The 23619-nt window shown below is 44.1% G+C and carries 15 protein-coding genes and 1 pseudogene; 10 read left to right on the forward strand and 6 right to left on the reverse strand.

Annotated elements, in window-relative coordinates:
• Positions 1-150: 150 nt before the first annotated feature.
• Positions 151-351: pseudogene (locus tag PSE7429_RS25100) on the forward strand (hypothetical protein); the annotation flags it as partial.
• Positions 352-531: 180 nt separating this feature from the next.
• Here PSE7429_RS25100 and mnmE read toward each other — a convergent pair.
• Positions 532-1917 carry a tRNA uridine-5-carboxymethylaminomethyl(34) synthesis GTPase MnmE gene (gene mnmE, locus PSE7429_RS09540; RefSeq protein WP_009626940.1) on the reverse strand — a complete coding sequence of 462 codons (1386 nt, stop codon included), beginning with the start codon at positions 1915-1917 and terminating at the stop codon, positions 532-534.
• Positions 1918-2299: 382 nt separating this feature from the next.
• On the opposite strand from mnmE, the gene PSE7429_RS23500 reads away from it, so the two are divergent.
• Positions 2300-5839, forward strand: coding sequence for a PAS domain S-box protein (locus tag PSE7429_RS23500; protein WP_009626941.1), 3540 nt, complete (start codon positions 2300-2302; stop codon positions 5837-5839).
• 28 nt (positions 5840-5867) lie between these two features.
• Positions 5868-6929, forward strand: a complete 1062-nt coding sequence (locus PSE7429_RS09550; protein WP_009626942.1) for a GGDEF domain-containing response regulator — start codon at positions 5868-5870, stop codon at positions 6927-6929.
• A gap of 179 nt (positions 6930-7108) precedes the next feature.
• On the opposite strand, the gene PSE7429_RS09555 is transcribed toward PSE7429_RS09550, so the two are convergent.
• A complete protein-coding gene (locus PSE7429_RS09555; RefSeq protein ID WP_009626943.1) occupies positions 7109-8626 on the reverse strand; it encodes a DUF3086 domain-containing protein in 1518 nt (505 codons plus the stop codon).
• A gap of 535 nt (positions 8627-9161) precedes the next feature.
• On the opposite strand from PSE7429_RS09555, the gene fba reads away from it, so the two are divergent.
• The 3 genes from fba (at position 9162) to PSE7429_RS09570 (ending at position 11853) form a co-directional block, all read left to right on the forward strand.
• Entirely contained in the window at positions 9162-10241 is a 1080-nt protein-coding gene (gene fba / locus PSE7429_RS09560; RefSeq protein ID WP_009626945.1) for a class II fructose-bisphosphate aldolase, read from the forward strand.
• 267 nt (positions 10242-10508) lie between these two features.
• Positions 10509-11420, forward strand: coding sequence for a response regulator (locus PSE7429_RS09565; RefSeq protein WP_009626946.1), 912 nt, complete (start codon positions 10509-10511; stop codon positions 11418-11420).
• Complete coding sequence (locus tag PSE7429_RS09570; protein ID WP_009626947.1) at positions 11407-11853, forward strand: HD domain-containing protein; 447 nt, start codon at positions 11407-11409, stop codon at positions 11851-11853. Before PSE7429_RS09565 ends, PSE7429_RS09570 begins: the two co-directional genes overlap by 14 nt.
• Before the next feature lie 30 nt (positions 11854-11883).
• Here the strand turns inward: PSE7429_RS09570 and PSE7429_RS09575 are convergent, their stop codons facing one another.
• Positions 11884-12219: a hypothetical protein gene (locus tag PSE7429_RS09575; RefSeq protein ID WP_009626948.1), complete on the reverse strand. Its 336-nt coding sequence runs from the start codon at positions 12217-12219 to the stop codon at positions 11884-11886.
• A gap of 91 nt (positions 12220-12310) precedes the next feature.
• On the opposite strand from PSE7429_RS09575, the gene PSE7429_RS09580 reads away from it, so the two are divergent.
• The 4 genes from PSE7429_RS09580 (at position 12311) to PSE7429_RS09600 (ending at position 16399) form a co-directional block, all read left to right on the forward strand.
• Positions 12311-12619 carry a hypothetical protein gene (locus PSE7429_RS09580; protein WP_009626949.1) on the forward strand — a complete coding sequence of 103 codons (309 nt, stop codon included), beginning with the start codon at positions 12311-12313 and terminating at the stop codon, positions 12617-12619.
• Between the two features lie 80 nt (positions 12620-12699).
• The gene (locus PSE7429_RS09585; RefSeq protein WP_009626950.1) at positions 12700-13233 is read left to right on the forward strand and encodes an HNH endonuclease; all 534 of its coding nucleotides are present in this window, start codon (positions 12700-12702) and stop codon (positions 13231-13233) included.
• Between the two features lie 115 nt (positions 13234-13348).
• On the forward strand, positions 13349-13738 hold the full coding sequence (locus PSE7429_RS09590; protein ID WP_009626951.1) for an alr0857 family protein: 390 nt from the start codon (positions 13349-13351) through the stop codon (positions 13736-13738).
• A gap of 450 nt (positions 13739-14188) precedes the next feature.
• Entirely contained in the window at positions 14189-16399 is a 2211-nt protein-coding gene (locus PSE7429_RS09600; RefSeq protein WP_009626953.1) for a phosphoketolase family protein, read from the forward strand.
• 156 nt (positions 16400-16555) lie between these two features.
• On the opposite strand, the gene PSE7429_RS09605 is transcribed toward PSE7429_RS09600, so the two are convergent.
• From PSE7429_RS09605 to PSE7429_RS09615, 3 genes are read right to left on the reverse strand one after another with little or no spacing between them, the layout of a single operon-like run.
• Positions 16556-18304 carry a GGDEF/EAL domain-containing response regulator gene (locus PSE7429_RS09605; RefSeq protein ID WP_009626954.1) on the reverse strand — a complete coding sequence of 583 codons (1749 nt, stop codon included), beginning with the start codon at positions 18302-18304 and terminating at the stop codon, positions 16556-16558.
• A gap of 20 nt (positions 18305-18324) precedes the next feature.
• A complete protein-coding gene (locus PSE7429_RS09610) occupies positions 18325-22152 on the reverse strand; it encodes a CBS domain-containing protein (RefSeq protein ID WP_009626955.1) in 3828 nt (1275 codons plus the stop codon).
• Between the two features lie 30 nt (positions 22153-22182).
• Positions 22183-23319, reverse strand: a complete 1137-nt coding sequence (locus PSE7429_RS09615; protein WP_009626956.1) for a hybrid sensor histidine kinase/response regulator — start codon at positions 23317-23319, stop codon at positions 22183-22185.
• Between the last annotated feature and the right edge of the window lie 300 nt (positions 23320-23619).

The raw sequence follows: 23619 nt of genomic DNA on the forward strand, positions 1-23619 counted from the left end.
AGGGACTCTCTCAAGTTGTTAATTTGTCTACTCTTCGCCTTCATATTTTAAAATTCTTTTCTTCTGCCTGCCAACGCTACTATCTCCTCCCTGAGCCTCTTTCCTAATTGTTTTTCCACTTCCATTACGAGCGGAATATGGGTTATAGCCTATCTCGAAAGACACCGCCTCCGTATCCCTGACTACCAAGCTTTTCAAACACAAGGAATTACCATTGGCTCTGGTGCTGTTGAATCTACTATCAAGCAAATTGGGCGTAGAATCAAAATATCTGGTGCTCAGTGGAAGCGCGATAATCTTCCCCAAGTTCTTAAACATCGTTGCGCTTATCTCAACCTCAATCTTGCCTAAGTATATTTACTCAGTGCCTAATTGAGATGCTCCCCTAATAGCTTCATCCTCAATTCTAAGTAGCTAGGCATAAGTAAACTTAAAACCTAGAAGAGCATACCGCCCGCGCAGCGGGCGTTACGCTCTCTGGTTTTGGTTTTTAATTATGCGGAGCTACTTATTTTGGGCTACAGCTACTTATTATTTCCCAATACAAAATCTACTAAAAATTTGGTCTAGTACTGACTCTGTGACTTCCTCTCCCGTAATTTCACCGATCGCACTGATGGCAGCTCGCAAATCGATCGTCCAAAAGTCTAGGGGTAAATGATCAGCGATCGCTACTTGGACATTAGCTAAGGATTGTACAACTCTTAGCAGACAAGCTTTCTGGCGTTGATTGATCGCAACTTCCATATTTGCGGCGGCGATGCGATCTTGGTGAATACATTGTAAAATTGCATCTTCGAGTTCCTCAATTCCCCTTTGTTGTGAAGCCGCAGTTTTGACTATCGGAATATCTCCATTTCTTGGGTCTTTCTCTAGGGGGATTGTGAGGGAATCGGTGGCAAGATCGATCTTATTGATCACCAGTATGATCGGGCGATCGCAGACGGTTTCGTAGATTTCTATATCTTGCGCGATCCAGCCCACACTAGCATCAACGACCATTAAAACTAAATCCGCAGACTGCGCAGCGCGGCGCGATCGCTCTACGCCGATCTTTTCGACAATATCTTCCGTTTCCCTGATTCCAGCCGTATCGAGAACTTGAATGGGAATTCCTCCTACGACTAACTGCGAATCAACCACATCGCGAGTTGTGCCTGGCAAATCCGTAACAATAGCTCGATCGCTCCGACTCCAAGCATTGAGCAAACTCGATTTACCCACATTAGGACGACCGACAATGGCAACTTTTAGCCCCGTTCGCAATAGTTCGCCGCGATCGGCTGTCGCGAGGATGCCTTGGGCTTCCTGCGCAACATGTAGAACTTCCGCCTTGACCCATTCCACCTCAAGAGGTGGTAAATCATCCTCAAAATCAATCCGCGCTTCAATTTCCGTTAAGACATTCAAACATTTGCTGCGCAGATACTTTAAAGACTGAGCGAGTTTCCCTCTTAGGGAAGCGATCGCCGATTGAGCCGCTTGGGCTGATTTCGCTCCAACTAAGTCATTAATGCTTTCGGCTTGGGTAAGATCGATTCTGCCATTGAGAAAAGCTCTCAAACTAAATTCCCCTGCTTCGGCAAGTCTTGCACCATTTTCTAAGCAAAGGTTGAGTACTTGCTGGACTGCCATGATTCCACCATGACAATGAAATTCTACAACATCCTCGCGAGTAAAGGAGCGCGGTGCTTTCATCAGTAGCAACAGGCTTTCATCAACAATCGCTTTTGTAACTGGGTTTCTGACATAACCATAGAGAATTCGATGACTTTCCCATACTTGTTTTCCTCCCATAGCAAAAATTTGTTGGGCGATCGCCACGGATCGATCTCCCGAAAGCCTCACAATTCCGACACTCCCCTGTTGTGGAGAAATTGCTGTAGCGATCGCGGCGATTGTGTCCGATAAACTCATAGGTTACTCTCAAAAACTGATCAATGATTTATGGTATAGAATAGGACAAGAGCCTAGTTGCAAACTAAATCTCAGAAATAATCCCAAACTAAATCCCAAGAATAATCTTTTGAATTGCCTTGCTGTCTAGGGTTTAACTTGCAGTTTCGAGGGAATAGATACTACAAGAAGATTTCTAAGAGCATTAAATCTAAGTCTCTCCGTGACATGTTCGTAACTCCATAGCATATAAGCAATTATATTAAGCAGTATATGAACCTTTATAGGAACCTTTAGCTGCTTTGGGATTAAATTCGCATCTAGCCTCCTTAAATTATGCCAACATTATCAATGGCGATTTACCAATTTACCCGACAAAGTACGGGAATTTTCAAGTAAGGGGATGACCAAAAAAACAACGAATAAAACGAATACCATTAAGGATTCCTTAAAACTGCATCAGGCTATTGTTAATAGCGTTAACTATGCAATTATCGCGACTGATCTTGATGGAGTGATCCGTGCTTTTAATGCGACCGCTGAAAGTTGGTTGGGATATACCGCTTCAGAAATAATTGGGAATTTTACACCCGAATGCTTTCACGATCCATTAGAAGTCCAACAACGAGCGATCGCCTTAACTGATGAACTGGGATATTCCATCTCAGCAAGTTTTGAGGTATTTGTCGCTAAAGTGAAATTAGGAGAAGTCGAAGAAACTGAGTGGACTTATATTCGCAAAGATAGGGAACAGTTTCCCGTAATGCTTTCCATTTCTGCTTTGCAAGATGATGAGGGGCAAATTTCAGGATTTTTATTAGTTGCCAGTAATATCTCCAAACGAAAACAGAACGAAAAACAACTCCAAACAACACTGCGGGAACTGGCGTTTCAAAAATTTGCCATAGACCAAGCGGCGATCGTCGCTGTCACCAATATAGACGGGGAAATTACCTATGCCAATGGCAAGTTTTGCGAGATCTCTGGCTATAGCGAAATTGAGCTGTTAGGGCAAAATCATCGGCTGATCAATTCAGATTATCATTCCCCTGAATTTTTTGCCGATCTGTGGCATACGATCACCAATGGGAAGGTATGGCGGGGAGAAATTTGCAATCGGGCTAAAGATGGCACCTACTATTGGACAGATAGTACGATCGTCCCCTTGCTCAACGAGCGCGGGCTGCCGATGCAATATCTGGCAATTCGCTTTGACATTAGCGATCGCAAAAGATTTGAAGAAACGCTGCGGCTTCAGGAAAGAGCGATCGCAGCTAGTCAGAATGGCATTGTCATTACGGACGTGCGATTGCCCAACAATCCTATCGTCTACGTAAATTCTGCCTTTGAAAAAATTTCTGGCTATACAGCTGGCGAAATAATGGGAAAGAATTGCCGATTTTTGCAGGGAAGCGATCTATTCCAACAAGAAAAGGAAATTCTTCGTAATGCTGTTAAACAGGGGAAAGCCTGTCGAGTTGTGATTCGGAACTATCGCAAAGATGGGTCGTTATTTTGGAATGAATTAAACATTTCGCCTATCTTTGACAATATGGGCAAGGTCACCCATTTTATTGGCATTCAATCCGATATCACCGATCGCAAAGAAGCCGAAAAAGACTTAAAGCGGCAAATGCGCCTCACAGTATTACTAAATCGCATTACCGATGAGATTCGCCAGAGCCTTGATGTGGAAAGTATTTTTCAAACGGCGGCTCATCAGATCCAATTGGCTTTTCACGCTAGCCGTTGCCTGATCTACAAATTAGAATATCCCAATCATGACGCATTGCAGTCACCCCAAATTTCTCTAATATCCGAACAATTAGCCGAAAAAATATTTTCCGTAAAAGATTGTGAACTGCCTTTATTAAATAGCGCTTTTGGGCAAAAAATTTCTAGTCAAGATGAAGCGATCGCCATTGCCAATGTTTATACCGATCCAGATTTGGATGAATTTGGCGAATTATTTTATCGGATGCAACTGCGATCGCTATTAGCGATCCGAACTTCATCCCATAGTCTTACCAATGGCATTATTTTATTGCATCATTGCAATAGTTTCCATACATGGAATTCTGAGGAAATTGATTTATTAAAAGCCGTTGCTAACCAAGTTAGTATTGCCTTGTCCCAAGCTCAACTGCTCATCCAAGAAACCCGCCAACGCGAACAGTTAATTAAGCAGAATGCGGAATTAGAAGAAGCGAGGATTATTGCCGAAGCTGCCAATCGCTCAAAGAGTGAATTTTTGGCAACCATGAGCCATGAGATTCGTACGCCAATGAATGCGGTGATTGGCATGACAGGGGTTTTGTTAGATACGAATTTAACCAGAGAGCAGAGGGAGTTTGTCGAGATTGCTCGCAATGCAGGTAGCACCCTCCTCACGATCATTAATGATATTTTAGATTTTTCTAAGATTGAATCTGGACATCTCGAACTAGAAGAACAGACCTTTGATTTGCGAACTTGTCTGGAAGATACGATCGAATTGCTATGGGCTAAGGCTGTCGAAAAAGGGATCGACCTAGGCTATTTTATTCATCCCGACGTGGATTTAATCGTGGTTGGCGATATGACGCGGCTACGCCAAGTTTTGGCGAATTTAATTGGTAATGCCATTAAATTTACTAGTCGTGGTTCTGTGAATATTTCGATCTCCCAAATGGAGATATCGCATTATTTGCGCTGCGATCTTAGCGATCTCTATAGCGATCGCCATGAAGCAACTCAATTATTAAGAACCTTACAATTTGCGGTTAAGGATACGGGGATCGGCATCCCCAGCGATCGCCTCTATCGTTTGTTTCAGCCCTTTAGCCAAGTCGATGCATCGACTACAAGGCAATATGGAGGGACGGGACTGGGGCTAGCCATAAGTAAGCATTTGTGCGAACTGATGGGCGGTACTATGTGGGTAGAGAGTGATGTCCAGCAGGGCTCTACTTTTTACTTTACAATTACTGTACCTGTGAACAATTGCGATCGACTCTCATCGATTAGTATTGCTGATTCACAATTAACTGCTTTAGGCTCGCCAAAATATAAAACTAACAATAAAACTAACAATAAAACTGAAACTGCTGCCCAAAATTTAGAAGATCGTTATAACCGCTCGACAGTTCAAATTCCTGCTGTCCTTAATCACAATCCCAAGGGATTTGCCTTCGATCCGCTTATGGCAAGAAACCACCCCCTAAGGATTTTACTCGCCGAAGATAATGTGATTAACCAAAAAGTTGCCATCCATATTTTGCAGCGGATGGGCTATCGTGCGGATGTTGCTGCTAACGGGCTAGAGGTAATTGATGCACTGTTACAACAGCCCTATGACTTAATTTTTATGGATATGCAGATGCCTGTCATGGATGGCATTGATGCGACTCAAAAAATCTATCAAAACTGGCAAGATGGTAAGTTCGCGACCAGACCCCGCATTGTTGCCATGACGGCTAATGCTATGCAAGGCGATCGCGAAATTTGTCTTGCCGCAGGGATGGATGACTATCTCAGTAAACCGATCCGTAACTCTGAACTTGTGAGAGTTCTACAAGAATGTCCTGCGGCTACTCCTAATAATTCATCCATTATGACTTCAATTAATATGACCACTCTTCATGAAGCAGCCATTCATATCGGTGGCGAAGATCCTAATTTTTTGAATGAATTGATTGATAGTTACTTAGATAATGCGCGATCGCTACTCCAAGAGCTATATACTAGCTTTGCACAGAAAGATTTTGCAAAGATATTGAGGACAGCCCATACTTTAAAATCCAGTAGCAGCGTGATTGGTGCAGAAGATCTAGCAATACTATGCCATGAGTTGGAAACAAATCTACGTAATAGCAAATATGAGGGTTTAGATCTCAAAATCAATAAAATTACTGATGAATTTGCCCATGTTAAAACTGAGTTAGAGCGGCAAAAATATCACTAAACTCTTACATTAGAAAAATCTATGATTAATGTTAATTTCACTGTCTAATTATGTAATGGCAATCGACGATATTAGTGATCGCAATAAGCATCCAAGCCAAGAACTAAATATTCTCGACCTGTCGCCATCCAAGCCTGCGCTGATTTTAATTGTGGATGACGATCTGTTTATGAGAAAAATTTTGGTGCGCTATCTGGAGCGGGAAAACTATCAAGTGGTAGAAGCTTCCGATGGTATGGAGGCTTTAAGGATCTACCAAGAATGCCACCCAGATATGATCTTGTTAGATGCGATGATGCCCATCCTCGATGGATTTGAATGTTGTTCGCAGTTGCAAAAGCTGCCCCATGGAGATCACACCCCTGTTTTAATTATTACCGCCCTTGAAGATCGCGAATCCGTTGATCGAGCCTATGAAGTGGGTGCTTCTGATTATGTAACTAAACCAATCCATTGGGCGGTGTTGCGCCAAAGGGTTCGCCGCCTGCTCGATCAAGCCAATCTGCGCCAGCAGCTTGAAGCCGCTAATCAACAATTAGCAATTGTCGTCCAAGAATTAAGGCGGTTGGTATCCATTGACGGCTTAACCCAAGTTGCCAACCGTCGATGTTTGGATGAATATCTTGAACAGGAATGTCGGCGATCGCATCGGGAGCAACTGCCAATTTCCTTAGTACTATGTGATATCGATTTTTTTAAAAACTATAACGATAACTACGGGCATCAAGAGGGCGATCGCTGTCTCCAAGAAGTCGCACAGGCCATCAGTAAGTCCACTAATCGTCCTGCGGATTTAGTGGCGCGTTATGGCGGAGAAGAATTTGCAATTATTTTGCCTAATACCGATGCGGATGGCGGTATGAATGTGGCAATTAGGGCGAACGAAATTGTGCGATCGATGCAATTGCCCCATGCCTACTCAAAAGTTGCGGATCATGTCACGATTAGTTGCGGTGTTGCGACGCTTTTCCCATCGCAAGATTTTCAAGTAGTGCATTTACTCAAAGCTGCCGATCGGGCTCTATATCTCGCCAAAGCCGAGGGACGCAACTGTGTCAGACAAAATATTTATCTTCCCGATGAAGCTTGACCCCAAAAATTTCCCTATGGAAAAGCAAGATGCCCGACCTTATATAGTTGCCGTCAACTGTATAAGGTCATAAACCCCAAAAGAGGGTTGCCGCGCTCCGCGCGGCAACCCTCTTTTGATACCGTTGACGGCAGCTATAAATAAAATAAATGGGCGCATTGCGCCCATTTATTTTATGTTTACCAATCCCAGTCGGAGTCCTGATTGTTGCGTCCACCACCTCCATAACCCGTATTACGAGGTTCGTTATAATTGCGGCTTGGGTAGTCTCTCGATTCATAGCCCCTATTGCGACTATCGCGTTCTTTTGCTCCATAGTCTCGCTCTTGTCCCGTATTACGGAAATTATCGCGCGGAGCTTCTCGAATATAGTCCCGATTATTTTGACTTTCGCGATTATTATCACGATTCATATAGGTTGAGGGAGCAGCAGGTTTGGGGTCAGCCGCTCCACCAAAGGCAATTAGCAGAGGAAACCGCAATAGCTCGACGGAGATAATTTCTTCGGATTCATCAATGATTATTAAGGGCATTAGTCCTTCTTTAACAAGGCGATTGCCCTTAGTTGCCATAGGCTCGGGATCTTCAAAAAGAGCGATACCCTTGTCAGAGCCAAAATGCTCGCGGGTTAACCCCAAACAGTCTTGGAAACCCCGTCGCCATTCTCCGAGACGTTCGGGGGAAGTAGCTAAGACCAAGACCCGTAATTTTTCGCCATAAACAGATTTTAAGACCGATATCGAAGCTGAAGTGACGAGGATGTTTTGCAAGCGGGTTCCCATCGTCCGAATTGCGCCACGCCCAGACTGCTCAAAAAACCACTTAGAAACGCGATCGGCATGAACTTGCTCGAAAGTGCGTCTGAGCTTCCATGCAGGTCCATAGTAATCGGGAAGAGTGCGATAGCGATCTAATAACTGATCGACCCGTTGCTTATATTCAGCAAAGGTCTGTCCAGAGAGTAGTAATGGTTCGGATTCGGTAACTGGTTTCTTTTCTGCTGCTGCGACAGTTTCGACGACGGGCTGGGGGGATGGAGCGACGAGATTGAGCTTTTCGGCACTCGCGACTAAATCCTGTAAACTCCCAACGAGATAGTCTTTGAAACCCTGTACCCTTACCGCAATATCCTGTGACACCCCTGCATAGGTGCTGGTCATCTCTTTGTCAAGACGATCTTTGCGTTTTTCAAGAACGGCGATCGCGGCTTGGAGTTCTTGTTTTTGATATTCGAGGCGAGCGACATCGGCTTGAGCGAGACGAATGATGCCAGCTTGTAAATCGTCTATTTGATCCTGTAAAACTTTTGACTTGGTGGTTTTGAGGCGATCAAGTTCTGCTTTGAGATCCGTTTCTTCCTGTTTTAATTGCGCGATTATTGCGGTTTTCTCTAATATTTCATCTGACACTTCTGATAATGTAACTTCTAAATTATTTGATAAATTATTTGATAAGTTATCTGAAACCCCTTCTGACTCAATCTCTTTCAGAGATTCCTCAACAGCTACAGCTATATTTTCTGAATCTGAGATCGCAGTAGTTTCAGTAATAACTTCGCTACTATCGTTAGATGGCTGTTTGGTCATATTTTCAGCGATTGGCTCACCTAAAGTTGCTGATATGGCGATCGCTTCGGAGGACTCTCCTTGAGCGGAGGGATTTAAATTTTCTTCTACGGGCAGTTGAGCGGACTCCATAAAGTTCTCATCGCATCGGGCTTACCTATTTTATACCAATTTTTTAACAAGGCAGCTTGAGCAGTTTGTGAAAACCATTATCATGAAGTTTTACAATGATTTTTGGGCTAAATTTCGGATAAAAACCTTACGCTTATATTTCACAGATTTAAATTGTTAATTCCTCGTGCCAATAACCTCAACCTCTGGGCGGGAAATAGCTGACTAAATATAACAACGTAAGGTTCGCTTAGGACATAAACCGCCAAATATGAGTGGCGGCGCTCTGCGCCGCCACTCATCTTTAGGGTTTTATGTCCTAAGCAAACCTTACGTTGCTATAGAAAAATTCCAACCCTAGTCATCCCCATTCTGTAGAGCGGCAATAGAGAGCGGCAATAGAGTTGCGGTGATACCTTCACTTACTTGGCTATAGCGATAAATTTTGCGATCGCAGGCTAGCATCCATATTTTTTTGATTTATTTAAGTCTTCAAAATGATTTAAGATTGTTCATAATCGAATAAGCTCGATCTAATCTAAGAGAGATTTTAAATATGGCTTTAGTACCAATGCGCCTGCTGCTCGATCATGCGGCTGAAAACGGATATGGCATCCCTGCATTTAACGTAAACAACATGGAGCAGATCCAGTCGATCATGAGAGCTGCTGATGAAACCAACAGCCCTGTGATCCTTCAAGCTTCTCGTGGTGCTCGCTCCTATGCTGGCGAAAATTTCTTGCGTCACTTAATTTTGGCTGCTGCCGAAACCTATCCCCATCTCCCCATCGTGATGCACCAAGATCACGGTAATGCGCCTGCAACTTGCTACTCAGCAATCAAAAATGGCTTTACTAGCGTTATGATGGACGGCTCGCTAGAATCTGATGCCAAAACCCCTGCTAGCTATGATTACAACGTAGCTGTTACAGCTGAAGTTGTTAAGGTTGCTCACGCAATTGGTGCTAGCGTTGAAGGTGAACTCGGATGTCTAGGCTCCCTCGAAACAGGTAAGGGTGAAGCCGAAGATGGTCATGGATTTGAAGGTGCATTAGATCACTCGCAACTATTGACCGATCCCGATGAAGCTGCGGACTTTGTTGAGCGCACTCAAGTTGACGCGCTTGCTGTAGCGATCGGTACCAGCCACGGTGCTTACAAGTTTACGCGCAAGCCTACTGGCGAAATTCTTGCCATCAGCCGCATCGAAGAAATTCATAACCGTCTACCTAATACCCACCTCGTTATGCATGGCTCTTCTTCTGTTCCTGAAGATCTCCTTGCCCTAATCAACGAGTATGGTGGCGCAATTCCTGAAACTTACGGTGTACCTGTTGAAGAAATTCAAAAGGGAATCAAATGTGGCGTTCGTAAAGTTAATATCGACACTGACTGTCGTCTTGCCATTACTGCGGCAGTACGTGAAGCTTTGGCAAAGGCTCCTAAGGAGTTCGATCCCCGTCACTTCTTGAAGCCTTCGATCAAATACATGCAAAAAGTATGTGCCGATCGCTATATTCAATTTGAAGCTGCTGGGCAAGCTAGCAAGATCAAGCAAATTGGGCTTGATGAATTTGCAGCTAAGTATGCTAAAGGTGAATTGACCCAAGTTAGCCGTCAAGCGGTTAAAGCTTAAATATTAAAAAGCGATAATCATCACAAGTGAAGCTTTTTTAATTAATATATTAAGGGGCGCTTTGCGCCTCTTAATATTGCAAGCATAATGTCGCAACTATTGATTGCAGCTATTAGTTAATATAGTTACGAGGGATTGCTAACTTAGCTTTTACTCACGCAACTATCTAAAATCTTTGAAAGGATTTAAAATTACTACATATTTTGTATGTTTTTATTTAGCTAGCATTGCTATAGTTGCAGTCACTGATTCAAATAAATTCTGCTCATGACCTCTTCTTTATTTTCCACAGTCGAGTCAAATAAAGTAAATCCAGCCAAAAAGCCCAAGCTCTTGGTGGTTGATGATGAGCAAGATAACCTAGATTTGCTATATCGCACGTTCCGTAGAGAGTTTACCGTGTTCCGTGCTGATGGGGGCATTAAAGCGCTGGAAATTCTGGCAAAAGAAGGCGAGATGGCAGCGATCATCTCCGACCAAAGGATGCCTGAGATGAACGGTACTGAGTTTCTCAGCCGCACTGTCTCTGATTTCCCTGACACAATGCGAATTGTCTTGACGGGATATACCGATATTACTGACCTGATCGATGCGATTAATTCGGGTCAAGTTCATAAATATATTACTAAACCTTGGGAGCCAGACCAACTTAAATTAGTTGTCTCGGAAGCCACGCAAACCTACGATGTGCTTAAGCAGCGCTCCGAGGAACTAATCCGCTCGCAAGCCCAGAATGCCCTATTGTCAGTCATTGTCCAAATTGCCCAGCAGTCTGATCGACTCGATAGCTGTGTAATGCCCCTAGCTGATGCATTCTGCCAGAATTTCGGTGCCGATGGCGCGATTATGCAGTTGGTCGAACAGGGGGCTTTGAGCAATACCCATGCTAAATGTGGTCATAACATTTGGGATTTAGCCAGCGATCCCTTAGTCCAGCAAGCGATATCTACGGGAAAATCCCAGATCTCCCTAGATGCTGATGGGAAAACTAATTCCGCCCAACCCTGCAAAACCAGTGTGGTGATCGCGATTACTTTTCGCGATGAGGTGTTAGGGATTTTGGCATTGGGCTGGCAAGATGCCAATGCTGTAAGCTTGGGAGATATTGCGGCGATTCAGCAATGTGCTGATGAGGTAGCGATCGCATTAACCTGTATTCGTTTCTATGCCAAACTTTGAACCAGACTTTGAAAAACTTTTAGCTCTGGCGATCGCGATCGCCAATCAGGCTCACGCTGGACAACTTGATAAAGCTGGCAAGCCTTACATTTCACATCCCTTAACCTTGATGTCGCAAATGGACACGATTGAAAGTAAGATCGTGGCAGTTTTGCATGATGCAGTCGAGGACTCATCTCTGACCATTGCCGATCTAGTGCAGCAGGGTTTCCCTGAATTTATTACCGATGCGATTGCCGCTATTACTAAGCTGGATGGCGAGAGTTATGACGATTATGTTGTCCGTTTGAAATCTAATGCGATCGCCTGCAAAGTAAAGATCGCCGATCTCACCCACAATATGGACATTAGTCGGATTCCCCACCCCACAGAAAAAGATTTCCAACGTTTAGAAAAGTATAAAAAAGTTCTCCAAGAATTAACGAGCAACTAAGAAGGGACGCAAAGCGTCCCTTCTTAGTTTTTAAAGACTGCCCACACTCAGGGGAACCCAATCACCACTGGTTGTCAATCCTAAAAACATCGACTCTTGCGATCTAATGGTTTTGCCAGTAAGAGCGCAGGACTCATTTCTCTGGGCTGTTGCCGTAACACTGGCGCGGATCTGTTCAGGCGAGACCCTTTTCTGCATCGGTGTAATTTGTCTATTATCAATATAATCCCAAAGAACACCTCGGATGAGAGCCTGATAACCTTGTCCTCCCGCCAGCTCTTTGAGCTTTTCCTTTAGCTCTCGCTCTAGGCGAATGCTAGTAACTTCCATGTCTGTGGTCGCAGGCATTTGGTGTAGTGTCTGCATATTTTTTCTCCTAGTTAGTTTACAAAGTGGGGAATCCATGTTTATACTACAAGTGTAGTATGACTTTCTCAATAATTCAAAGTACATTTCCATGAAGCCCTATTCGCCCATCAGTCAGCATCAGATCGGATATCCCCAAGTTGGGCAGTGCGCCAATGCCTTGGTCATATCTGGATTTGCCACGACCATTTTGGGTGAGGATACAATGGAAATTCGTGACGATATTTTTGGCGATCGCGACAATTTAGAACCTTGCGAACGTTCGGCAAAACAAGGCGGCTCGCTGAGAGAATCTCTCGCCAGCTCAAGCAGATTTACCAGCTCCAGCCGAGTTATTAATGCAATTCATCCAGAGACATACCCAAGCGGGAGGTACAGAAATATTGCTGTACCAACATAACGAGTAGACGCTCAAGTCTTTCGCCCCCGCTTTCACACTTAGGAAAGCGGGGGCATTTTTTTACCTGTGAGGAGAAGCCAATGAAGCCCATCAGCCAATACGAACCAGAAGTATTAAGGCAATCGGTAGTTGTATTTTCGCAGAACTACCTACCAGTCGGTCAGATCGATATCAAGCGGGCGATCGCTTTGTTAATCACTGGTCGTGCCGAACCCCTTGAAATGCTCAGCCAACAAACTTGGCAAATCATTTCACCGCAATTGGTTTTACAAGTGCCAGAACATATTCGCCTGACCTTGACCAAATCGGAAAGATTTTGGCGAGTCCCGCCCGTTGCCCGTAGAGAAGTTTTGCGCCGTGACAACCACACTTGCCAATACTGTGGCAGCAACAAAAAACTGACGATCGATCATGTAATCCCTCGCGCAAAGGGGGGACTGAATACTTGGGAAAACGTAGTTATTGCCTGCGAGAGTTGCAATCACCGTAAGGGAAACCGCACTCCTCAAGAAGCCAATATGCCTCTACGTATTAAGCCCAAAGCGCCGATGCATCCCACCGTTGCTTTTGCAGAAAAATTCTGGCGATCGCAGCAAGAAAACAACAGTGGATAGCGATCCACATAGCAATTTTCAAATAGCAATTTTCAAATAGCAATTTTCAAGTTGTCCATGGCAACTTGAAAATTGCCTCCTATTTAGAGCGGTATATTCTGGAGAATCAATCCCAATGTTGAAACTCACTTACACTGAAGCTGGATTGCATTTAGAGAGATTAGATGTCTCTTTAGAGACGTTTGTCACAAATCGGACATTGCTCAGTCTGCGATCGGGCTTATCTATCCATATCGAGTCCAGTCGGGCTGCCTTTCTCCTTACCGCCGATGTCGTTGACCTTCTATTCTTAAAATCGGTGATGGCAGATCACCTCGCTAGCAAGATCAGCGTAGATAGAGTTGACGATCGCTATGTTGAAGTGTGCTTTAGCGGCACTTGGATTTCTAGCGATCTCTCGGCAGAAGAAGGAACTCTAGTGACAGCCTTAGGCGATCGCGTTGAGTTCTACTTACATAAGCTCTGGAAACTCAGCGAGTCTTCCCCAACGTTCGCTAACTTCTAGAAAGGAAGCGCTTTGCGCTTCCTTTCTAATTAACGTCAGTTCGGGTTAAGCTGGTAAATTCTCAAAGCCCGTTTCAAATTATCCCGAACTCACATTAAGTAGCTAAGCATAAGTAAACTTACAACAATTACCGATCAAACGAACCACAAGGAAATTTTTGAAAGCGTTGCTTTGCAACGCTTTCAAAAATTTCCCTAGTTTGGGTTTGAGCGCAAAGGGCTGTAACTATTTGGACAAAATCAACCTCAAGAAGAGGAGGGCTGCGCAAAACTTGCCTTGCTATATGTTTGATTGCATATTTGCATTGTGTATTTAATTGCAAAATCGCATTCGGTCTCTGTGCCCAGTACATACTAAAATGTCTCTTAGAAGAAATTTCAACATTTCTTAATCTCTATTCATTTCATAGTTAAATCCCTAGTCAAGACAAATCCAAGGTCAAAAAAATCTATGGTCGCAACCCCTAACAATACGATCTCAGCTACTCCCGCTTTTTGTGAAGGCATTCAGTACTTTGGTGAACCGTTGGAGGGGTTCGACGAGCTAGGCCGTATTCCCGTGCTTAGTCCAGACAAATCTGGTGTGAGCGATCCGCGCGATCGCGCGGCAGTATTTCAAACCTTGCTTGCCGCTGATGCCTTGCGATATCTCACTTTACAGGTCACAGCCAGTAAAGCATCAGGGCATCCAGGCGGATTTGCTAGCAGTGCAGAAGCTGTGGCTGCTTTTTATATGTTGGGGCATAAAAATATGCCCACCGAAGTGGGACATCATGCCCCTGGTTATTACAGTGCCATGTTTCTGGATCGCTCCCTTGAAGATATGGGCATTAGTACCGTGAATCAAATGCGCGATCGCTATCGCGAGAAACATGGCTTACTCGGTCATTTGTCGGGATATATTCCAGGAATTCTGGCTCCTGCGGGTCCCCTCGGACAGGGGCAACATTTTGCCATGGCTGCGGCACTTTTGCACCGTGACAAGCTATTTCCCGTGACGATGGGTGATGGTGGCATGGGCGAACCCTATCCGATTAGTTCGATCGCCCATTTTCATACCGCCTATCCTGAAGTTACTAATTTCATTCCGATTCTGGTGTGGAACGGTTTTAGTCAAGAGCATCACAGTATGGTTTCGACTAAGACCAATGCGGAAATGATTGCTTTCTGGCAAGGTAATGGCTTTGATGAAGTGATTTTGATCGATGCCAAAGATTTTGATGATCGCGATCAAGAAGGAGCCTATGTTGATAGTACGGCTTTTTCTCTAAAACAAAGGCTTGCCTTTACTGAGGCGGTGCTTGTTGGCGTGGATAAGGCGGCAAAATTTGCTTTTGGTGGCAAGCTGACTGTATTCATCATCAAGCAACTTAAAGGCGCAGGAGTTCACGCACGCGGCGCGAAATCCCATAATCTTTATGCCCATCACACACTCGATAATATCGATATCGTGGCGGGGTTAAAGGCGCGCGCGCTCAATCCTGAGGCTTGGCAAACCGTTCGCACCAATCTCGAATGGGCTGGTGGCGGTTCTTCTTCTAAAACAGCGGTCACAGAATCCGTATTACCTCTAATTGATTTGGGAACCTTGCCCTTAGAAGAATATGCGATCAATGAATCCAAGATTTCTACCACTGCCATGGGTCGCTTAGTCGGTTATGTTGGACAAACCGATAAGAGCTATATCGTAACCAATGCAGATGGAAATGAAGCTTCAGGAATTGCCAATATTAACCAAGCGCTAAAGATCAATCACCCCACTGTTGATGCGCTCTATAACCAAGAGCCAAATGGACAGGTTTACGAACCTCTAAGCGAAGATGCCTGTGCTGGTTTGGCAGTGGGCTTAGCGTTGATGGGTAGTCGGACGCTCTGGTGTTCCTACGAATCCTTTGCGATTAATGGGCTTCCCATTTGGCAGACCGTCACTCAAGCTATGGCTGAGTTACGCCGCCCTACTCCTGCAACGGTTTGTCTATTTACCGCAGGGGCTTTAGAGCAGGGGCGTAACGGTTGGACGCACCAACGTCCTGAAATTGAAGGCTACTTCGCCTCAATGATGCGTAATGGCAATATATTTCCCCTCTTCCCTCTCGATGCTAATAGCATTCAAGTTTGCTATGAATGGGCGCTAAAGGCAGTAAATAAAGGTGTGGTCATTACCGCCAGTAAATCGCCTTTACCAATCCGTACTAGTTTTGCGCAAACCAGACAAGCTCTGGAAGATGGCGCAATTACCTTGCAAGAAATTGCAGGTAGTAAGAAGGTTGTCTTTGCTGTAATCGGCGATATGATGTTGCTCCCTGTATATGAAGCGGCACAGAAACTTGCCGAACAAGGGATTGGTTCCAAGATTGTCTCGATTGTTAGCCCTCGCCGTCTCTATCGCGAAAGTGATGTGGCGTGGAATACTTGTTCTGAACCAGATGGGAAGTTCCTGAGCGATGCTGATTTTGAGGCTTTCTTTGCTGGTGATGCTCTGATTGGGGTGGTCGGTGGGGCTTCAGCCATGCTGGAACCTGTGATGCTGCGCAGTAATAGCAAGCGCGATGTGTTTGCATGGAAGCGAGGTGAGACAACGGCTTCAGCAGGTCAGTTGTTTGACTTTAATGGCATGAATGCTGAGGCGATCGCCAATCGTGCTAAGCAGTTGCTGGGCTAATCTAATTAACTAAAAGGGAAGGGCAGAGCTAAGCTCTGCCCTTCCCTTTTACAGCAATTTCCCATCAAACGAACCACAATAAATTTTTTGAGATTGTTGCTTCGCAACAATCTCAAAAAATTTATTGGTTTGGCTTTGAGCGCAAAGCGCTGTAAGTTATGGTTGCAGGTAGATTTTTTCAATTTCTGATGCTGGTAGGGGACGATTGAAGAAATAGCCTTGTCCATATTGACATTGAACTTTTTGCAACCATTCCAATTGTTCTTTGGTTTCAATTCCTTCGGCAATTACGGCTAGCCCGAGTTGATTACTGAGGGCGATGATGGTATCAACGACATGATAGTTTCGTCCTTCTGATTGAATTTGGCTTACAAACGAACGATCAATTTTGAGGCTATCGACGGGGAATCGATGGAGATAGCCGAGGGAAGAATATCCAGTTCCAAAATCGTCGATGCTAATCTGGATTTGGCGCGATCGCAGTTCTTTGGTAAGGGCGATCGCCGTTTCCGCATTGTCCATAATCGCGCTTTCGGTAATTTCTAGTTTGAGATTGGCGGGATTAACCGCAGTTTCTTCTAAAATGCGATCGATATCGGCAAGAAGGGTCGAGCAAGCGAATTGACGTACTGAAAGATTGATACTGATCGTGATCTCTGTCCATCCCATGAGATGCCAAGCGCGGAGTTGTTGGCAGGCTTGTTTAAATACCAACATGCCCACAGGGACGATTAAGCCTGTAGTTTCCATACTGGGGATGAACTCGGCGGGGGATACCATTCCTCGTTCGGGATGTTTCCACCTTACTAGGGCTTCAAATCCTGCCAGTTTATTGGTTTGTAAATCGATGATGGGTTGGTAATAGAGAATAAACTCCTGTTGTTCTATAGCCCTTTGCAGATCGTTCTCAAGAATTAAGCGGTTAAACATCTCCAGATGCATCTGTCGATCAAAGATTTGATAGCTCTCCTTGCCGCGTAATTTAGCTTGATACATGGCCGTATCTGCGTCTTGCAAAAGTTCTTCAGGCTGTTGATCCTTATTCCTACTCAGTGCAATCCCCATACAAACGGTAAGAAAGATTTCACAATTTGCGACTAAAAATGGTTGAGAAAAACTCTTGAAAATATTGTGAATAAAAGCTTCAAGGCTCGAACGATCTTCAATCTGGTTAAGCAAAAAGCAAAATTCATCTTCGCCCATCCTTGCCAACCTATAGCCATTCTGAAGATGTTGTTGTAAGCGGTGGGCGATCGCTTTGAGCAACTGATCGCCCACCGCATGACCAAAGGAACCATTGACCAGTTTGAATTGATCGCAGTCGATATAGACCAAGGCAAGGGATGATTCTTCTGAACGTAATCTTTGGCTTAATTGATCGATCAGCCATGTCCGACTGGGAAGTTTGGTGAGGGCATCTTCAAAAATCATCGCTTGCAACTGGGATGTGCGCTGTTGCACCATGGCTTCTAATTGGGTATTAAAAACCGCTAACTGCTGGTATTGCTGATGAATGCGAATCATTGATCGCACTCTGGCGGATAACTCTAAGCGATTGACTGGTTTACTAATAAAGTCATCCGCTCCTGCAAACAAACATTGGGCAAGATCCTTTTTCCCCGTTAAAGCAGTGACCATAATAATGGGTACGGCTCGCCATTGAGGCATTGCTTTAATACATTTACAAACCTCGAAGCCATCCATTTCTGGCATCATCACATCTAGCAAAATTAGATCGGGTTCGACTGCGTCTAAACAAGCGATCGCATTTTTGCCATTAGCTGCGTAATGCAGTTGATAGTTATCACTTTTCTGTCCGAGTTCTTCACTAAAACTTAAGTGTGCTTCAATAACATCAAAATTGTCGGGTTCGTCGTCAACGACCAAAATAGATGGTTTGTTCATGGATGAGATGGGTTTGGGATCTAAGATTTTGTTGTTAAGAGTCTATGGATAGTCGTTGCCAACTCTCTCAGTTTAACAGGCTTGCTTAAATATTCATTGGGTTCCTTTGTAAGATCGCGAACCGACTCTATTCCCAAGTCATTTCCCAAGTCATTTCCCAAGTCATTTCCCAAGTTATTTCCCAAGTTATTTCCCAATTCATTCATGGCGATTTCATTCATGGCAATTTCATTCATGGCAATTCCAGTTATCGCAGTTTCAGTCATCGCAATTATTGGTATGGCTTCTAAATTGGGAATCTGACGGATTTCCGAGATTGTCTCTAAACCATCCATAGCTGGCATTTGGAGCGCAATGAGAATTAAATCGGGGTCGGCTGATCGTGATAAAGCGATCGCTTCCTGTCCATTTTTAGCGAGCAAAATATGGTAGCCTTTTGCCGATAGATAGCTAGAAATGGTCATAATGTTAGCTTCATTATCCTCTACTATCAAAATTAATGGCGACGGTTCCTCTCCAATTTGACTAGATGGACTGCCAATGGCTACAACAGATTCTAATATTTCCGATTGTGAAGGTTCTTGGTAAGGAAGATCGATCATAAAGCAGCTACCTACACCCACTTCACTGGTCAATCCTACCATTCCCCCATGCATTTCTACGATGCTTTTGACTAGGGCAAGTCCCAATCCCGTACCCTGATATTGTCGATTGAGGGCGCTATCTATTTGAATGAATGGTTGAAATAGCTTTTGCATATTTTCGGGGGCGATCCCAATGCCTGTATCAATGATGGAAATGCGGATATACTGATTTATTTCTGGATTTTTTCCGTCATCGTTTCCGTCCTTTGTGATGTGAAGTTCTTCTGAGAGGAAATTTGCTTCTAGATTTCTATCTGGATTTCTATCTAGATTTCTATCTGGTAATTGCAGACAATTCACTTCTAGAGTGATATGTCCATTTTCAGGGGTAAACTTGACTGCATTATTGAGTAGATTAATCAGAACCTGCCGAATCCGACGCTCGTCCGCCATTAAGTCAGGTAAGTGGTGATGAAATTTGGTTTCAATCTGGATGCGTTTTTTGAGAGCCTGTTGCTTGATAAAGGTGAGGCTGGACTGGCAGAGAGATTTGATGGATATTTGCGAATATTCCAATTCGATCTGTCCTGATTCGATTTTGGCAACATCGAGAACATCGTTAATTAGTTCTAGTAGGTGTGAGCCACTGCGCTCAATCGTCTGAAGTGCCTTGACCTGTGCTTCATGGATTGCCCCAAATACTCCATCCTGTAGCCCCTCAGTCATACCTAAGATGGCATTTAGGGGAGTACGGAGTTCGTGGCTCATGTTAGCGAGAAATTCATCCTTGAGATGAGTTGCCCGAGCGAGTTCTTCATTAGAGATAGCTAGTTGTTGATTCCGTTCGGTGAGTTTCTGTTCGGCAAGCTGCCGATCGCTGAGTTCCTGTTGCAACTGCTCAAATAGACTTGCTTGTTGAATCGCTATAACTAACTGGTTGGCAATTTTTTGGAGCAAATTAATTTCCTCTTTTTCCCAGTGCCTTGGGCGATCGCATTGATGGGCGACCAGCAGTCCCCAAATCGTCCCATTTTGAATGATGGGAACGGCTAGTCTGGCAATGACCTGTATTTCTGTCAGGAACTTTGCTAAGGTCGGGGTAAGCAGTGCGGCTTCATTGTTGCGATCACTTAGGATAAATACGCGCTCTTGGATCGCGCGTTCAGAATTGGGCTCGTAATTCCGATTGGAATCCCGATCGTCAGTAAAATTAGGAAAGATATCTTCAGGAAAGATAATGTTAAGAATATTTTGCCATTGGGGTAAAACGGATTCAGCGATAGCTGAGCCCGAACCATCGGGAAATACTCGATAGACCAGTACGCGATCGGCATTTAAACCTTGGCGAACTTCTTCAACGGTGGTTTTGAGGACTTCATTTAACTGCAAAGTGGAACGCATCCGTTGGGTAATTCTTCCCAACAATTTTTCCTGCTCCGCCTGCTGTTGTAATCTGAGTTCTACTTCTTTGCGATCGCTAATATCTACAACTATGCAGACACATTCATCATCATTGAGCATGGCAACGCCAATGAGAACATGGATTGGATGTCCATCCTTGTGGTAGTAAATTTTTTCCCAAGGTTCGATCTCGCGACTCAGTTTTAGGTGTTGGATGACATGGAGATCGGCGGCTAGGTATTCGAGGGGAGTGATATCCGACCAGTTGATACTTTTAGCGAGCAGATCCTCGCGGGTATAGCCCAACATATTTAAGAAGCGATCGTTAGCGTTGGTAATCTCACCATGAAAGTTGGTAAACATCATGCCGACAATGCTTGATTCAAAAATCCGCCGAAATCGAGTTTCACTCTCTTGTAAAGCAATTTCAGCCTGTTTGCGATCGGTTTCATCCCTCACGATGATCAGGGCTTCATTGTCATTAATCGGGATAATCCGTACTTCTTCAAACACCAGCCGATCGCGTTTATATAATTGATGCTCGTATACTTGCAATTCACCTGTGACGATCGCGCGATCAATCGTTTCTAGCTGCTTTTGCAATAAATCGGGAGATAGAATTTCCGATAGATGGTTTTGAATTGGCAGGAATTTCTCTTCGCGATCGTAGGAATTAATATACTCTATGCATTTACCATCTCTAGTAACTCGCAATAAGAGATCGGGAATTGCTTCAATCATCGCCCGATTTTGAGCTTCGCGATTGCGGATCTCATTATTGCGATCTGCAACTTTGCGTTCTAAGGACTGGTTGAGTTCTTGGAGGGCTAATTCAGCTTTTTGGCGCTTAATTAGTTCGTCTTGCAGTTGTTGATAGGTGATAACTTGTTTTTGTTCGAGTTCGATATTTCGAGTTTTTAATAAAGCTAATTTTTCTTCTTCTAGTCGTTCTACTTTTTTTTCTAAATACTCTGCCAAACTATAGAGATCAATGGGATTAAGGGCTTGAAGCAGGCTAGTCTGGGTGATAATGCCCAGTAGTTCGCCCTGTTCCCCCACTACGGCTAAACGACCGATAAAGCGCTGTTCCATGAGCTGATGCACGAGCAATAGTGAATCTTCGGGCATAACCGTAAAAATCGGGCTGCTCATGAGTGTCGAGGCGATCCAACTGGTCAGATTTAATCCCAAGGCTTGAAATTGGACAATATCGCGCTCGGTCAAAATGCCCACCGCAATTTGGCACGCTCCCGTAATCTTCTCCTGACTTTCCACAATCATGACGGAGCTGACCGCATGGGTGGACATCATTTGCGCGATCGCTAACATGGAAGCATTTGGCTCAGCACAAACAACTTCCTTGGTCATGACTTCCTTCACCAGCCTCAACTTTAATAGGTCGAGAGGACGCGAGATTTGGCGCAAACTCTCATAGGTGACCAGTCCTATTAAGCGATCGCGATCGTCCATGATCGGCAAATGACGGATGTGATTTGTTTTTAGCAAGTTAATTGCTAAAAACAAATCCGTAAAGGCCGATTCTTTCAGGGTAAAGACATCACGTACCATCACTTCGCGTATGGTCAAGCGATCTAACTTTTGCTGTTGTGCGCTGAAATGTACTACATCTCGTTCGGTGATCATGCCCTGTAACTGATCGTTTTCGATTACTAACACACAACTAGCTCTTACCTCTATATGCAGTTGCTCTAGTTGGCTGCTTGCAGATTTGGTCGCAGCACATTTCGACCGTGCCTCACTCATCTGCGCGATCGCTTCCATCACTGTCATGTCGGGATTGACAATAATGGGATTCCGAATAATCGCCAGCGCTAAGTCTAAGGGGGGATGAGGCGTGAACATAGGTGATTTTGGGGATTTTGGACTCTGAGATCAACTCTGGGCGATCGGCAAAGAAATATGTATTGTTGTTTCCTGTTGGTAAATACTTGTTATGGAAAAATTCCCACCCGCTAATTCAACAATTTTCTTGACAATCCTCAAACCTAAACCAATGCCTTGTTGCTCGTAACTCTTCCGCTCGAATTGGATAAAAGCCCCAATTCTGGCAATCTGCTCCTCCGTCATACCCCTCCCTAGGTCTTGGATCGATAGGTTAAACATTTCTCCTACAACTTTACCGCCGATTTTAATCATTGTCCCAAGTGAGGAAAATTTGAGAGCATTATCGATTAATTCATGGATGACTGTCAAAAGATATCGGTATGGCAGTATGATATCCGCGTCCTCAAGGGAAAATACGATATCTTCGACCCGTCCGCTATTCTTAGTATAGGATTTGATCAGGGTTTCAATGCCAGAAGCCGAAAATTTCGTATGAGTCGACTCAAAGGATTGCTGCCGAATAGTGGATATTTCAAGCTCTAGATAGATCAGAAATTTTTTCGTTAAATTTTCTAAACGATGGGCTGATTCATCTGCCCATCCCAGCATCTCGCGGATTTCGGTTATATCCATGTTCTCCAGATCTTCCTTTAGCAGGTCGATAGTGCCGATAATACCGTTGAGAGGGGTATTTATTTCGTGGGACAACCGAGAGGCCAGATTTCCCCGCAATTCATTGAGTGTGCTTTCAAGGATATTGATCGTATTTTCTTGAATAACTGATAGGGTTTGGATATCGTCGTACTGGCGCTTGATTCTGAGCATCGAGTTTACCCTTGCGCGCAGTTCTAGACTGTTGATCGGTTTGCTGATGAAATCATCCGCTCCTGCATTCAGACAGTCGGCAAGATCGGATTTGGCGCTTAGAGCTGTCACCATAATGATCGGGACAACTTTCCATTGTGGGATTGCCTTTATCCGTTTACAAACCTCAATGCCATCCATCTCTGGCATCATTACATCTAATAAAATGAGATCGGGTTGAAATTTTTCAAGACAAGAGATCGCATTTTTACCACTAGCTGCATAATACAAATGGTAAGTTCGATCGCTCAAGAATGCCTCAAGTACGTCAAAATTATTCGGTTCATCATCAACAACTAAAATCGAAAATATATTTGCCATAACTTTACTTAGTTAGTGATTTAGAGGGGGCGATTTTAAAATAAGGATTGGGTAGCTTGGTACTGCCTGTTCTTACTTTCTGAGTATCTAGATCTTTTAGGGTTAAACTCAAAGAATATGCCATATAGCAATATAGATCGCGTTCTTTAACCTTAACCTTTCTATTTTTGTTTTTTCGATAGTTATCTAGTAATTATGATGAAACAAGTAGTTTTACTATAAGTTTTTACTATAAAAAATATATAAGTAGCTAGGCATAAGTAAACTTAAAACCTAGAAGAGCATACCGCCCGCGTAGCG

Source organism: Pseudanabaena biceps PCC 7429 (assembly GCF_000332215.1).
Taxonomy (GTDB): Bacteria; Cyanobacteriota; Cyanobacteriia; order Pseudanabaenales; family Pseudanabaenaceae; genus Pseudanabaena; species Pseudanabaena biceps.

What these genes read in the sequence shown, in the direction of transcription:
- PSE7429_RS09590 (WP_009626951.1), top strand. Translation starts at nt 13,349, where the DNA reads ATGTTGAAACTCACTTACACTGAAGCTGGATTGCATTTAGAGAGATTA.
- fba (WP_009626945.1), top strand. Translation starts at nt 9,162, where the DNA reads ATGGCTTTAGTACCAATGCGCCTGCTGCTCGATCATGCGGCTGAAAAC.
- PSE7429_RS09555 (WP_009626943.1), bottom strand. Translation starts at nt 8,626, where the DNA reads ATGGAGTCCGCTCAACTGCCCGTAGAAGAAAATTTAAATCCCTCCGCT.
- PSE7429_RS09575 (WP_009626948.1), bottom strand. Translation starts at nt 12,219, where the DNA reads ATGCAGACACTACACCAAATGCCTGCGACCACAGACATGGAAGTTACT.
- PSE7429_RS09610 (WP_009626955.1), bottom strand. Translation starts at nt 22,152, where the DNA reads ATGTTCACGCCTCATCCCCCCTTAGACTTAGCGCTGGCGATTATTCGG.
- PSE7429_RS09580 (WP_009626949.1), top strand. Translation starts at nt 12,311, where the DNA reads ATGAAGCCCTATTCGCCCATCAGTCAGCATCAGATCGGATATCCCCAA.
- PSE7429_RS09615 (WP_009626956.1), bottom strand. Translation starts at nt 23,319, where the DNA reads ATGGCAAATATATTTTCGATTTTAGTTGTTGATGATGAACCGAATAAT.
- PSE7429_RS09550 (WP_009626942.1), top strand. Translation starts at nt 5,868, where the DNA reads ATGTTAATTTCACTGTCTAATTATGTAATGGCAATCGACGATATTAGT.
- PSE7429_RS09570 (WP_009626947.1), top strand. Translation starts at nt 11,407, where the DNA reads ATGCCAAACTTTGAACCAGACTTTGAAAAACTTTTAGCTCTGGCGATC.
- PSE7429_RS23500 (WP_009626941.1), top strand. Translation starts at nt 2,300, where the DNA reads ATGACCAAAAAAACAACGAATAAAACGAATACCATTAAGGATTCCTTA.
- PSE7429_RS09600 (WP_009626953.1), top strand. Translation starts at nt 14,189, where the DNA reads ATGGTCGCAACCCCTAACAATACGATCTCAGCTACTCCCGCTTTTTGT.
- PSE7429_RS09565 (WP_009626946.1), top strand. Translation starts at nt 10,509, where the DNA reads ATGACCTCTTCTTTATTTTCCACAGTCGAGTCAAATAAAGTAAATCCA.
- PSE7429_RS09585 (WP_009626950.1), top strand. Translation starts at nt 12,700, where the DNA reads ATGAAGCCCATCAGCCAATACGAACCAGAAGTATTAAGGCAATCGGTA.
- PSE7429_RS09605 (WP_009626954.1), bottom strand. Translation starts at nt 18,304, where the DNA reads ATGAACAAACCATCTATTTTGGTCGTTGACGACGAACCCGACAATTTT.
- mnmE (WP_009626940.1), bottom strand. Translation starts at nt 1,917, where the DNA reads ATGAGTTTATCGGACACAATCGCCGCGATCGCTACAGCAATTTCTCCA.